Below are 14,427 nucleotides of genomic sequence, written 5' to 3'. Positions count from 1 at the left end.
AAGTAGACCAATATTGGTACACTAAACTCCGGCGATCGAAAACCTTCTCGCACCCGTGAGTGCCGTGCGTCCCCCGGCTGGACTCGGCTAATCGAGTTGTTCGCTTCGCTACGATGCGCTTTTTCCAGGATGAGTGCTCCATGTGCATTCACCCTTGAGTTCGAGATTTACTTTTCTGTTTTCTAGAGGGAGATGAACTAATGAGACGAGAAAGATTTTTCTGCGCACTTGCTGCGCTAGTCGCCATAATGGCGATGACGGTTGAGCAATCTTACGCTGCGACACTTCGCTACCGTGCTAGCGGAGATTGGACTCAGATAACGGACGGTGCTACCCCAGGCTGGGGGCCGAATCCTGTCGGTGTGGGAACGAGCCTACCGGGAGCAGGTGATGACGCCCGAATTAACTTTGGCGGAAACACCGTCCAGGTGACCTCAACTGTTCCAACCGTCAGTCGAGTTCAAATTGGCGTTGATGAGAGCGGTATCCTCATTGTTCAGAATGGAGGAAACCTTACAGCAAACCTTGACATTCTTGCTGGCAACAACAATGCAAATGCAACCGGTACGCTGACGGTCAACGACGGCGGGACCGTGAATGTTGGGCGGATCTTGTGGGCTGCCAACGACAACTCAAATGGCAACATCAACATCAATCCAGGCGGGCAAGTGAATGTTGCCAGCCATCTTTGGTGGGGCGTAACAGGTACCGCAATCGCAAATATCAGCGGCACACTTTCTCAGACCGGTGGCATTCTTGGCCTTGGTACAAGTAACGCTTCCACTGCTTCGGGCGGTACCGCTACCGTCAACATCATGAGCGGTGGCCTACTGGCGTTGAATAACATTTCTGGTGCCGCGGGACTGCCCTCGATTCAAGCCGGATCGGTTATCGATATCACAGGCACTGGCGAGCTGACTTTGCCGGGCGACTTTGTGGGACTGTTGAACGATTATGAAGCCGCCGGCAAGATCACCGGTGATGGGGGTGCGTCAGACGTAATCATCGACCTCACCAAGAACCCTGGCTTTACGACAGCTTACTTAAGCCAGATTCCTGAGCCGACCTCAGCGCTCTTGTTGAGCCTTGGGCTATCTGGAGTTCTTGCTCGTCGACGTCGTTAAAAGCAGTGTGAAACGAGATTCTTCGGCTGATCGAGGTCGCACGCGACTTCGATCAGCCTTTTTTGGTTACTTGGGATACTGCAGAAGTCTCGATCCTCGGTAAGCTCTTCACCGACGGCAAGCATCTTCAGGTGTATGCCGTGGATGATGCATCTCTAGCCCTCACTCTTTCGTGGTCCAATGAAAATTACTCCCGCCAACGACCAACTTTAGTTTGGCTCTATCAGGACCAGGGCTTACGAATGATTGAGGGCCAACCTTTCGGAGTTTTTTCATTACGCCTTTGTATTCTGATAGCGCTGCCAGATTGTCCCATTCGTTGGGATCCTTCCTGATCTCGTAGAGCTCCTCAGTTTCATCCGCATAGCGAATATAGCGCCACCTCTGATTCACTACTGCGTATTCGTGCGGCTTCATTCCGGGCACAACAACATTACGGTCATCTGCTGAAGATGGATTCTGCAATGCCGGAACTAGTGAAACCCCATCACGGCCCAACTCATCCTTAGCGGTACAGAGCTCTGTGAGTGTCGGGAACATATCGACAAGGCTCACGGTCGCATCAACCGTTGCCCCGCGACTCATACCCGGCCCAGCCCAGATAAGCGGTACGTTCGAGGTTCGCTCCCACAGCGTGTGCTTGCCCCAGTCGAACTTCTCTCCGTGGTGATAACCGTGATCGCTCCAAAGAACGACGATCGTGTTCTGAGCATTCGGCCCTGACTCGATCGAGTCGAGCAAGCGTCCTAGCATGGCATCAGCGTAAGAGATACAGGCCAAGTATCCGTGGATCGCGTCGTCGACCGCATTTAGACTTTCTAGGCGTTTGTGATGTGCTGCTCGTGCCTCTTTCGCTTTACGCACCTTCGGCGGTAGGTCTTCCAAGTCGTCGGCACGGTAGGCTGGCAGCTCGATCTTCTTAGGATCGTAAAGATCAAAGTACTTTGCTGGAGCGTAATTCGGAAAGTGAGGAGTGTAGAGTCCAACCGCCACGAATACCGGCTGATCATGTCTTCGCTTCAAGAGTCCGCATGCCCAGTTCGTGCGGATGGTGTCCGCCATCAGTTCTTCTTTTTCATTGGGTACCTTTCCCCACTCAAGAAAGAATCCGTTCGCAGGAGCCCGATCGTGATTGAAGATGCTGTTCGGATAAGGCTGGGGCAGGGCAGGGCTGTCGACTGTCCAGCTATCCAACGGCCACCCCCGCTGCTTGAGATCTTCGCTTCGCAAGAAAAACTCATCCCAGCCACGCCGATCAATAAAACCAGCCGGGTGATGAAAGAGTTTGCCAGCACCATAGGTCGCATAACCTGCCTCCTGCAGCACCTGCTGCAGCGGAGTAATCTCAGGACGGTGGTGGAAATAAACCTGAGTCGTGTAGCAACCTGTGTTATGCGCGTGCTGCCCAGTGAAAATGGCCGAGCGGGAAGGTGCGCAGAAGATTCCCGCGGTATGGGCGTTAGTAAACGTAACGCCTCTGCTCGCTAGGCGATCCATATTCGGCGTGACCGCCTGACGGTGCGCTAAGGGACCAACCCAGTCATTGAGATCGTCCAAGGCGAAGAACAGAACGTTTGGCTGCTGCGTTTCTGCAGGACAGTCGTATGAGAGGCTGGCCACCGCAACCTGCAACAAACAGCAATAGATCCAAAACTTCATTTCGATTTGACCAGTACTGTCGAAGTTTTCTGTACGCGAGATGAATCGTGTTACTTCCCTACCACAGAGACACCTGTCTCGTCCTTGTAGCGGGCACGGAGATCGGCCAACTGTAGTTTCAGTTGCCCGATGATTGCAGCGTAAGCGGTATTTCCATATTGGTTGGTCAGTTCATCGGGGTCTTCTAGCAAGTCATAAAACTCCCACTCACCCACCTCGTAGAAGTGCATCAGCTTGTATCGCTCGGTGCGAATCCCGTAATGCCGCGCGACCATATGGAATGAAGGGTGCTCGTAGTAGTGATAGTAAATGCTGTCGCGCCACGCCTTGAGAGTCTCTCCTTTAAGCAAAGGCACGAGCGAGGCACCCTGCATGTCGTCCGGAACGGACGCTCCGGCGAGTTCGAGAAAGGTCTCGGCGTAGTCCAAGTTCTGAACCATCGCTTGGCAATTCGAACCAGTCTCGATCTGGCCGGGCCAGCTCACGATGAGAGGCATCTGCAGCGATTCTTCGTACATCCAACGTTTGTCATACCAGCCGTGGTCACCCACGAAAAAACCTTGGTCAGACGAATAGATCACAACCGTGTTTTCAGCCAACCCGTTCTTCTCTAAGGTCGCCACGACTCTGCCGACGCAATCATCCACACCCTTAATGCAGCGGAGATAGTTTTTCGCGTATCGCTGATACTTCCACCTGATAAGGTCCTTGCCCTTGAGGTCTTGAGCATGAAAAGCTTCGTCCTTAGGACCGTAAGCCTTTCTCCAAACTTTGAGTTGCTCGGGCGAAAACCGTTTTATGTTTTCAAGCGCCGATTTATCCTGCCGTTTCTGAATCGCTTCTCCAGAAAAATCGGGCGTGAGATTGAGGAACAGGTCATAGTGAGGATCTAAGTGCCGATCAATTTCCATTTCCTGTTTGCGAGCCGGCGATGCGTTCTCCTCCCACTGATCGAAAAGCGTAGCGGGTTCAGGGATATCGATATCGTCGTAAAGATTGAGATACCTTGGTGGTGGCATCCAGCAACGGTGTGGAGCCTTGTGCTGGCACATCACCATGAACGGCTTGTCCTTATCCCGCTCTTTCGTTAGCCACTCAAGTGTCATGTCCGTAACGATGTCCGTGCAGTAGCCTTCAACGCGTGTCTTGCCTTCAGGCGTCAAAAAGTCGGGGTTATAGTAGAGCCCTTGCCCGGGGAGAATCTTCCACACATCGAAGCCTTGCGGATCGCTTTGCAGATGCCACTTGCCGAAGATGGCCGTCTGGTAACCTTCTGCTCGTAGCAGCTTCGGAAACGTCTGCTGGTCACCATTGAAGCGCGTCGAGTTATTCGTAAAACCGTTGATGTGGCTGTGCTTGCCGGTCAGGATCACCGCGCGGCTGGGTCCACAGAGCGAGTTCGTGCAGAAGCTCTTCTCGAACAGCATCCCCCTTGAGGCCAGCCGGTCGATGTTAGGCGTGGGATTGATGGATTTTAACCAACCGTCGTAGGCGCCGATGGCATGAGGCGCGTGGTCATCGGAAAAGATGAACACAATGTTCGGACGCCTGCCGTCTGCGTCCCCGAAAACTATTGACGCGTCTGTTGCGATTAGAATGACCCAGAGGAACAGCAGTTTCAGTGATCCTTTACGCATACTTTACTCCAAGAGATAAGATGCCCTATTTGGGCCGTCGATGGGCTTCAAGAGATCAAGAGTTTACGGGATCTCTTTCGTCTGTGGGATTTCGCCCCGCAAAACCTTCCCCGCTTTGCCGACCAAGTCGAGGTAGAAGTCGCTCGGCAGCCCTTCATAGTCGATGAGCTTACCACCATTAGCTCTCGGGGGATCATTCGTGCATTTGAAGATCGCGGTCCCTTCATCGACTTCATCGAACATTGCCACGTAAAGCATATCACAGCGTGCCTTCTTGACCGCAAGGATTTGCGACCAAAGAAATTCGCCTTTCTGCCTCGGAATTTGATCAAGATCGCCACCATGTAGGTTGTGCCAACTGAACCCAGGGAAGATAACGGGCATGTAATCCAGATCCCGCTGCTTGCACCAACGATTATCGATCCGCCAATATTCTTTTGCGTGGCGGGCAACCTCTTCCTGGTTGCGATAGCGACCCACGGTCCAAGGGCTCACAATGTCTGCCAGTTGCAGAACCTCGTGAAGTTTAGAATTGGAATTAGCGTCTCGTTCCAATTTACGCCACCCTGTAGGGACGCCTAGCATCACACTGCAACCGTCCGCTTTTAGAAATTCAACCAGCTCGCGGCACTCTTTGAGCGAATACTCGCGGGGTTTTAGTTCCGTGCCGAAACCAACACCCCACACGGCCACCACAGGTTTTCCCTCGTGATGTTGGTAAGCTTTGTCTTTTGTCAGGTTTAACGTCCTGCGGAGGGTTGCCCAATCCTCTTGAACAATCTTTACTTCACCAGCTTTCAGGCCGGAGAGATCATACATCACCGCGTAAGTTCTGCCGGCCTGTTTCGCTCCCCTTCGAACATTATCAAGAACAACGTTGCGATTCTCCAGCCGGCGTTTGTGCGGCAATTCTGAAGCGAATCTTTGTAGGAAAGCACCGTCGATTCCATACTGCTGCATCCATCGAAAGTGTCTAGCGACGGACTTCTGATTTCTACTGCTAAAAACCTTAGCGCTACTACCATCAGCATGTTTGAACCCGGTAGCAAACAATTCGTCGGCATCAAACTCGGAAACGTCTGGCCACAAATCGACCTTTACGGTTTCCGGGGTCAACTCTTCGCCTCGAGCCCAGTGAAACCAACCCAAATCGGCCCCGTCCCCTTCGCAGTTGAACCAACCTTGGTAGCCACAGATGACTTTACCTGTCAGTGTGCTACTGTCGACGACGTCTCCTTCGATAGCTCTCTGAGTCCCAGACGCTTCCTTGTCGACAGCTTCTTCCAACTGGCTCGCTAGCTGGGCAACTTTTTCTGGATGAGCTTGGTAGAGATTGTCGGCCTCACCAGGATCAACCTCAAGATTGTATAGCTGACCATTCGGACCATCTGGCTGAGGAGAAATGTACTTTGGCTTGGTGAATCCGCCCGAGCCAAGTTGCGTGATTAGTTTCCAAGCTCCGTGCCGAATCGTCATCATCGACGGCAAGCTGCCAGCCTGTATCACCAGTTGCTGCCGCATAGCATTGTGGTCTCCAGAGCGACCCAACAGTGCAGGAAGGAAACTGACGCTGTCCGGACCCGCTCGGACAGGCAATTGCGTTCCCATCACGTCAGCAAAGGTCGCAAGAAAATCGGTGAAGCACACGAGTTGGTCGCTAGTTGTGTTTGGCTCAATGCGACCCGGCCACCGCACAATCATTGGCATACGATGCCCACCCTCCCACGCATCACCCTTCATGCCACGAAACTTGCCGGCGGACTCGTGCCCGAAACGGGCGACATCCTTTGCTCGCCACGCCGGCCCATTGTCGGAGGTGAAGACCAGCAACGTATCTTCGGCCATGTTTGCTTCGTCGAGAGCTTTCAGCACTCGACCGATCTCAGCATCGACCATCGCGACGAAATCGCCGTAGGTTCCAGCCCCGCTCTTTCCCAAGAACTCTTCATCCGGAAGCCACGGCGTATGAGGTGCAGGGTAGGCGAGATAAAGCAACAACGGTTGATCGACGGAGGTACTTCTCTCTTGATGCCCTTTAATGGCAGCAATTGCTTCGTCAGTAAAACGAGGTAATACATCCTCTAACTGCAAGTCAGGAGCAATCCCACCGGCCCGCCAAAACTTCCCTTGAATAGGCGACCAGTCCTCGCTGTTGCTTGCAGCGATGTATTCAGTGGGTGGCGAAACGGCCTGATCGTCGCGAATGTAAAAGTAAGGCGGGATGTCTGTGGACGCACGTATTCCGAAAAAGCGATCGAACCCGCAATCGACGGGTCCGCCGCGCAGTGGCCGATCGTATCCCTGCTCGTCAAAGCCCAAATGCCACTTCCCAACCATTGCTGTCGCGTAGCCTTCTTGTTTAGCTAGTGATGCGAGTGTCGTTTGGCCGGGGGCGACCAACGGTTTCTTCGGCCAAATGGTGACATCAGTCCGGAACGGATAGCGTCCCGTTAGCAGCCCATACCGTGACATGTGACAAAGCGGGCCAGGAGCGTGCGCATCGGTGAATCGCATGCCTGCCTGCGCGATCGTATCAATATTTGGTGTCGGTATTTTGGATTCTGAGTTGAAGCAGGCAGGATCGCCGTACCCCATGTCGTCAACGAGGATCAGCACAATATTCGGCCTAGCGACATTCGGCATGGGGACGTCCCCAAAGGCCGTGGTCACGAGCGCCAGATAGAGACTCAACAAAAAAAAGAGCTTCGGAACAGCGGCGGTAATCATTTGAGTATCACCCAGAGGAGAACTATTTGACGGCCTCAAAATGTACCAAATTTGGTACACTGACCATCATAGAGGGCGAACATCTGGTTAGCAAGGCAATGCGAGCAGTGTTAAAAAATGGCTTGAAACAAGGGATTTCAAATAAATGCAGGAATTGAATTGGAGAATGCTTGACGAATAGACCATATTTGGTATATTCTGGATTATTGACATGACTGATCACGTCGCGCTCGCTCGACAATGACTTTTCCAAAGCGAGCTCAAACCGTTCAAGCAAGATGGGAGTAATGCCCGGCTATTGGGGCAGCTTAGCCTGGCGACCTATGACAGCTGCCACGTCGGACTCGACCGTTCGGCGTGGCAACTTGTCTACTCGACACGAGCCAGATTCAAGCCAGTGAGAATCCAAAACCGTGAAAGATCACAGTTCTGGAAATCAACAACCCCAAGCGTTCCGCATATTTGATCTGAGAGGGAGAGTAGAAATGTTAGCACGCACGTTCAAATTGAGCCTCGTTACTGCATTCATCGTGGCGACCTTCACGGTGACTGAGACTTCGAATGCCCAAGACGTTTATCGATTTCGCCTTGATGGGAATTGGACAGACGTCACCGACGGAACCAGTCCCGGCTGGGGACTAAACCCAAACAACGGCCCGGGCAACCCGCCGGGCTCGCTCCCTGGTCCTGGTGACGAAACTCGGGTGAACTTCGGCAACAACACAGTGACCGTCGACTCCGATGTTCCAGATGTTCTCCGCTTGCGTATTGGCGTCGACGAGTCTGGTATTGTCGATGTCAATAATGGAGGCGTTCTAACAGCCACCGAAGACATTCATGTTGGCAACAATGGCTTTGATGTTGTTGCCACGATGAATGTCAACGATGGCGGCGAAGTGAACGTCGGCAGGATTTTATGGGTCGCGAGAGATCTTGTAGGAACGAACTCCTTAGGCCTGCTCAACATTAACACTGGTGGCACGGTCAATGTGGCCAGTCACCTCTGGTGGGGTGTTTTCCAGCAAGGTGAAATTAATATCAGCGGTACGCTCAATCAGACCGGCGGTATCCTTGGTCTCGGTACTCTGAACGCTGTGGATCCCTCACTGGGAACGGCGACCGTCAATATTCTTAGTGGTGGATCACTTAATCTTAACAACATTGATGCAGGCGAAGTCAGTGGATCACCTCGCCTCGGCTCCATTCAGGACGGCTCGGTGATAGATATTCAAGGAACTGGCGAGCTAACGCTGCCTGGTAACTTTGAAGCGGTCATCCAAAATTACGTCGACGCGAATAAGATCATTGGCAATGGCGTCAACGGAGCAGTCGATATCAATGTAGTTCTGCTCCCCGGAGGCCCCGGTGACTTCGACAACGATGACGACATTGACGGTGCAGACTTTCTGGCCTACCAGCGTGATACGAATGTAGGTGACCTCAGCGACTTCACCGACAACTACGGGGCAGGTTCACTTGAGATGACTGTGGTAACGGCTCAAGCACCCGCCGTGGCTAGTGTGCCCGAACCAAGTGCGGTTGTACTTCTGTTTGGCAGTCTGCTGACGGCAACCTGCGTAAGAAAGCGGAGCTCTTAAGCAGAAGACATAAGCACGCAAACACACTTCCAGGTGCTTCCTTCGCTGTTTTGGTGTCCGCCTGCGAGGAAGTGCCTGGGGCCGTGCTAAGCCGAGTTGAGTCAATGCGAACAAGATAGAAGACTTAGAATCGATCATCAGCAACAGAGTTGCAAGTGATGCATACGGTTCTTAACTCCCCGTACTCAGGATTCGATAATGGATCAGCGTCGCCCAAGCCAAACAATCCGAAACAAGGCCGCGTTCACTCTCGTCGAGCTTCTCGTGGTGATCGCCATTATTGGTGTTCTCGTGGGATTGCTCTTGCCGGCAGTGCAGTCCGCACGCGAAGCTGCCCGTCGCATCCAGTGCACGAACCAGTTGAAGCAACTTGCCTTGGCGATCATGAATCACGAATCTGCTAAGAGAGAGTTTCCACCCGGAGGGGTCGCTTACGGTAGGTACGGCTTCACGAACGCAAACGACATACCATTTGAGTGCAAAAGTTTTGACTGCAATGGCACCAACTGGGGCGTTGAGATTCTTCCCTACCTCGAACAGCAGTCTCTCTACGACCTGTACGATCATGAGGAAACCAATTTTGAAGTCGGGGACCCCAATGGTAACGGCAAGATCAACCAGAAAGTCCGCGACACAAGGCTGGAGCAGATGCTCTGTCCGTCAGATGCTTTTGCCAACGAATGGGGTGGTGCCCTTGCTGCTAGTTCTTACAAAGCTATGGCTGGAGTGATCACCGAAAATGCTGTCGGAGGCGGATGGGTAAACTGGACGAGCCCGATGGGCCCCAACAGCAATCCACCTGTGGATCAGGTTCTCCAGGATTTGAACTTTTCAAGACGAGGCTTGCTTTACTCCATGGGGCAACCGGGCATGCCCGCGGAGAGGCTCAAGAATGTGGTTGACGGTACCAGCAACACGCTGCTCATGGGCGAGTACCATTGGCTAGGTCGTTCTGAACCTGCGTTCCCTGCCTACTGGGCAGTAACCCAGCGGTGGAGCAATAAAGCCGAAGCCTTCGCCGATCCGCTACTACGCAGCGCGGACGTTGAACTTTGCCTTGCTAATATGACGACGGCACCACTTTGGTCCTGCAATCGGGCGTTCGGCTCAACCCATGCTGGTAACGGAGGAAACTGGGCGAAGATCGACGGTTCGGTGACATTCATCTCATGGTCGCTCGATGGTGCCGTTTACGAAGCCTTGGCAACGATTGCGGGCGAGGAACTTGTCAACCTTAGCGATCTCTAGTCTTTCGTGTTAGTTGACAGACTTTAGAATTGAATATTTGCTCCGTTCTCCAAAGCCTGAAACGAGGTCGCTTGTGCACGCCGCGAATCAATTCGAGAAACCGATTCGAAAAGCACCCACTGTCACCAGATCTATTCTCAGCCTGCTCGTGCTTGCAATGTTCCTAGGCTGCAGTGACTCCAAGTTTGAGTACGCACCAGTTACCGGCTCTGTGAAGCTCGATGGCCAGCCCGTAAGCGGGGCACGTGTCGTTTTCATGCCACAAGCGAGTGGTGACAGTCGTGAGGCCGGACCCTACTCCAATGGCGAAACGGACGAACAGGGGAACTTTCAGCTAAGTTCGGTGGCAACAGATCCTCGCGAAGGTGCCGTTGTTGGCAATCATCGCATCGTGATCAGTACTCGCAAAACTCACCTGGACCCTGAAAACCGAGACATCGAAATCGTCGACTCCCCTGAAACGATTCCTCGGCCCTATACGAACTATCAAAAAACACCTCTGACCTTTGAAGTGTCGACGGACGGAAAGAACGAGGCAAACTTCGATCTCGACGGCGAGCTAGGCAAGCGGCCCAAAAATCGACGCTGATCGCGGCCTGAATGCACATCAAGAGCGGGAGTGATAGTTCTCATCATTTCTCCGGCACACTTCAAACCCTGGCCCCTTAGTCTAAACCTTTCTAGAGATTCTAGCTTACATAGCGGAGGATGATTTCTTTGAAGCTGGATAGCGAACCGTAGAGCACCGCGCCAGGAGACGGGATATTGCAGCTAGAGGCGCAATCAAGGGGTGTCAGTTCGATCACATCCCGATGGCCGCGAAACTGAGGTTCAGCGTCGTTGGGAAATCTGATGACTTAGCAATCTACCGAATGCCAGGCTATCGTTAGGTGGCTAGCGGATCTCGCTGGATGTCAGCCACTTCAAGTTGAATTCGAAGACCGACGCAAATTTTTTGGATTTCTTCCTACTGGCGGTTGCATCACCCGACCTTCGGAAGCTACCAGTGCAGAACTGCAGAGGTGACACCGACCGCCACCTGTTCTGTGGGGTTCGGAGGCACCTTGAGGCCCGTTTCAATCTCCATGGGGCCACCGAATCAGGATCGCTCACCTTGAGCGCGGTTGCTCTCAGGTTGAACGCAGTCATGATCCTAGCAGCAGTCAATGGCCAGCAACTACGGACTGCTCTGGAACCACCGCAAGTGCTTTATTCAGCAAGGTAAAAGCTCGTCGCGACGGTGCCGTTCACGCGCGGATTTCAGCGGTCGCTCGAGTCGAAGTGCTGTGGAAAGGTCGAAGGTACCAGTTACCTGCCTTGGTGAGTAGACGACGACAATCGTCGGCGAGCAGGAGCGAGCAGGGGATTAGGAACAGTGTCACGATGGTGGCGAACATCACGCCGAAAGAAAGTGAAACCGCCATAGGAATCAAGAACTGTGCCTGCAGGGAGTTATCCATTAATAGTGGCATCAGGCCGACGAACGTCGTGATCGAGGTCAGCATGATTGGGCGAAAACGACGCCCCCCAGCTTCAAGCGCGGCTTGGCGAAGTGTCGCCCCTTCGCGTTTCCGTCGGTTCACGTAATCGACCATCACCAGAGTGTCATTCACGGAGACACCTGCCAATGCCAGCATGCCGAAGATCGATAAGTAGGAGGGGGTGATATCAAGAATGATATGCCCCAGCAGGGCTCCAATGATGGCAAAAGGGACCGCCAACATGACAAAGAAAGGTTGCCCCATCGACTTGAGCGCGATTGCCAGGAGGCCATAAAGCACGAACGCCAGAAGAGACGATCCGACGATGGTATTCTTCCGCGCTTCTTCCGCTTCCGCGACATAGCCAATGTACCGATAGGTAAGATTGTGGGGCGCGCAGAGTGCGTCAAATCGTGGACCGATTTCCTCAGCGATCCCCAACACGTCCACGGTTTCGTCTCGTGGTTGTCCACCTACTCTCAGGATCTCGTCGCCATCCTTGCGTTGCACGTGGGAGGGAGCTTTCTTGAAGGCGATCGAGGCCACCGTCGACAAGGGAACATCGGCACCTCGAGGCGTGCGGATACGCAATCGATCAAGCGTATGGAGAGAATCCCGATACTCGCGAGGCAGCCGCACCATGACACGGATGTCATCGACACCGCGCTGCAACCGCTGGGCTTCCTCGCCGAAGAACGCTTGGCGAATCTGTTGAGCTAGCAGTTGTTGCGTCAAACCTAACTCAGCGGCCTGGGGCTTGAGTGTCAGTTCCAATTCATCCTGCCCGTAATTCACATTGGCCCAAGTCCTGGCGAAGGCATCGTATTCCTGCAGAATCTTACGCATCGCCCGTGCGACTTCGGCTTTCTCCGGGGAAGAAGGTCCGCGCAGTTCGAGGTTGAGGTTCTCGCTGTCGTAATCGCGGTCGTGACGGATGCCCGAGTCTGCCCGAATCCTGAATTCCGATGCTTCGGGGATCGGACCCACCAGCTCTGACCAACGGGTTACCAATTCACTGTTTTTCGGGCCGGGTGCTGTCCGCAGTGAAGGCTGGAGAACCTCGAAGCGGATCGCACCGCGCGATTTATCGTAGTCTCGATGCAGCCTGGCCGCGCCGACGAGCTTGGAAATGTTCTGCACGATCGGCTCGCCGTTCCCCGGATCGACGTATTCCTCTTTGAGTTGGTGCACGGCCGCTTCAATCCGATCCATGTAGCGCTGCGTCGTCTCCAAGGGAGTGTCGTTGGGCATATCCAAATCACACGAGATTCGTTGTGTATCCACCTGCGGAAACGCCACAAATTTCATCCGCCCACTCATGCAATAGCCCGCCATCAACAAACCAGCGCTAACGAAGGCAGCGGTTACCGAGGCGCGATGATGAACCGCGAAATCCAGAGTCGGCTGATAAACACGTTGAATAAAGGTTTCCAGGCCGCCAGCGATCGACGCTTGGAGTCGTGCAAAGAAGTTCCGTCGGGGCTCGCGTCGCAGATGCTTCAAGTGCGAAGGGAGTATCAGTTTCGACTCAATCAACGAGAATAGCAGGACGGGCCCAACAATGGGAGGGACTTGTCTGGCGTAATCGCCCCACATGCCATCAAAAAACAACAAGGGAATGAAAGCGACGATCGTTGTCAACGCACCGAAGGTCACGGGTGTCGCCACTTCGACTGTTCCCTCGATCGAGGCTTCCATCGGTGGGACGCCATCTTTGATCTTTTGATAGATGTTTTCTCCGGTGACGATTGCGTCGTCGACAACGATTCCCACGACAATAATGAAGCCAAAGAGACTCATCAGGTTGGCCGTAATCCCAAACCAAGGCATCAGAATCAAGCCGCCAGCGAAACCTACGGGGATACCGATCACAATCCAGAACGCCAATGCTGGCCTCAAAAAAAGTCCCAAGAAAATCATCACGAGAATGCCGCCTTGTAACAACGACCGCACCAGCGTGCTCAGGCGGCCACGGATGGCGATCGATTCGTCGTCCCAGACAAACAGACTGATTCCATCAGGAAAGCGACTGCCCGAGTTGCGCACGTATTCACGGACCTGATCGGAGATTTGGATCGCACTCCCTTTCCCGGTCCGCAGCACCTCAACGAACAATGCCGGTTTGCCGTTGAACGTGACCCGTTTTTCCCCTTCTTCGAATCCGTCGTTAATGGTCGCAACTTCCCCTAAAAGTAACTCGGCTCCGTCGGCAGCGCGGATTGGCACCTGGCGGAAATCAAACTCGTTATACGCTTGTCCGCGCGTCCGGATGACGAAGGTTCCGCTCGCGCTGTCGATGGCACCTGCGGGAAGATCGATCGAGAACTGTCGGATTGCCGTGGCGAGATCTTGAAAGCTCAAGCCGTAGGAGAGCAGCTTGTCGGGCTTTACTTCTACGGAGATTTCGTAGCGACGATCTCCCATAACTGTTGCGCGACTTACGCCCGGTAGTGCTAGGACGTCTTGCTGAACACGGCGTGCTACTTCACGTAGTTCTCGAGGACTAAGCGGTCCTGTCACTGCGATACTCAGTACCTCCCACCAATTCGAGGTGTCGGGAATCGAGATTCTCGGACGTTCGGTCTCGTCGGGGAAGGTGGTGATGGTATCGATCTGTGCCGTTATGTCGTCCATCAATGATCGCACATCGGTACCAGGCACCGCTTCAATCCAGAAGCGAGCATTACCGCGGCCCGCATCGGCATTGATCGTCTCGATCCCATCAATCGCCTCAAGGACCTCCTCAATTGGGATCAGGATTGCTCGTTCCACGTCCTTGGCCGTCGCACCGCGATACTCCATCTCGATACGAACGGACTCAAAGTCGCGTGCTGGCGAAACTTCAAGTGGTATCTCAAAGAAGAGCGTATAAGCACCTGCCACCAGAATGCCCAGCATCAGGAAATTCGCGGCGATTCCGTTTTTTGTAAACCAGCGAATCATCCTGGGTATC

The 14,427-nt window shown here is 53.6% G+C and carries 8 protein-coding genes; 4 read left to right on the top strand and 4 right to left on the bottom strand.

Going from position 1 to position 14,427, the window contains the following annotated elements; genetic code table 11:
• Positions 1–200 precede the first annotated feature (200 nt).
• On the top strand, positions 201–1,124 hold the full coding sequence (locus RIB44_00660) for a PEP-CTERM sorting domain-containing protein (protein MEQ8615084.1): 924 nt from the start codon (positions 201–203) through the stop codon (positions 1,122–1,124).
• Between the two features lie 162 nt (positions 1,125–1,286).
• On the opposite strand, the gene RIB44_00655 is transcribed toward RIB44_00660, so the two are convergent.
• The 3 genes from RIB44_00655 to RIB44_00645 all read right to left on the bottom strand — a co-directional run bounded on the left by RIB44_00655 (position 1,287) and on the right by RIB44_00645 (position 7,147).
• On the bottom strand, positions 1,287–2,783 hold the full coding sequence (locus tag RIB44_00655) for a sulfatase (GenBank protein MEQ8615083.1): 1,497 nt from the start codon (positions 2,781–2,783) through the stop codon (positions 1,287–1,289).
• A gap of 50 nt (positions 2,784–2,833) precedes the next feature.
• Positions 2,834–4,420 carry a sulfatase gene (locus tag RIB44_00650; protein MEQ8615082.1) on the bottom strand — a complete coding sequence of 529 codons (1,587 nt, stop codon included), beginning with the start codon at positions 4,418–4,420 and terminating at the stop codon, positions 2,834–2,836.
• A 63-nt stretch (positions 4,421–4,483) separates the two neighbouring features.
• The gene (locus RIB44_00645; protein MEQ8615081.1) at positions 4,484–7,147 is read right to left on the bottom strand and encodes a sulfatase-like hydrolase/transferase; all 2,664 of its coding nucleotides are present in this window, start codon (positions 7,145–7,147) and stop codon (positions 4,484–4,486) included.
• A gap of 485 nt (positions 7,148–7,632) precedes the next feature.
• Between RIB44_00645 and RIB44_00640 the strand changes: the two genes are divergently transcribed.
• The 3 genes from RIB44_00640 to RIB44_00630 all read left to right on the top strand — a co-directional run bounded on the left by RIB44_00640 (position 7,633) and on the right by RIB44_00630 (position 10,582).
• Positions 7,633–8,745, top strand: coding sequence for a PEP-CTERM sorting domain-containing protein (locus RIB44_00640; GenBank protein ID MEQ8615080.1), 1,113 nt, complete (start codon positions 7,633–7,635; stop codon positions 8,743–8,745).
• Positions 8,746–8,943: 198 nt separating this feature from the next.
• Positions 8,944–9,993, top strand: a complete 1,050-nt coding sequence (locus RIB44_00635; GenBank protein MEQ8615079.1) for a DUF1559 domain-containing protein — start codon at positions 8,944–8,946, stop codon at positions 9,991–9,993.
• Between the two features lie 157 nt (positions 9,994–10,150).
• On the top strand, positions 10,151–10,582 hold the full coding sequence (locus RIB44_00630) for a carboxypeptidase-like regulatory domain-containing protein (protein MEQ8615078.1): 432 nt from the start codon (positions 10,151–10,153) through the stop codon (positions 10,580–10,582).
• A gap of 658 nt (positions 10,583–11,240) precedes the next feature.
• Here the strand turns inward: RIB44_00630 and RIB44_00625 are convergent.
• Positions 11,241–14,417 carry an efflux RND transporter permease subunit gene (locus tag RIB44_00625; protein MEQ8615077.1) on the bottom strand — a complete coding sequence of 1,059 codons (3,177 nt, stop codon included), beginning with the start codon at positions 14,415–14,417 and terminating at the stop codon, positions 11,241–11,243.
• Between the last annotated feature and the right edge of the window lie 10 nt (positions 14,418–14,427).

Source organism: Lacipirellulaceae bacterium (assembly GCA_040218535.1).
In the GTDB taxonomy this organism is placed as follows: Bacteria; Planctomycetota; Planctomycetia; order Pirellulales; family Lacipirellulaceae; genus Adhaeretor.
This window is presented reverse-complemented; position numbering and strand designations above follow the sequence as displayed.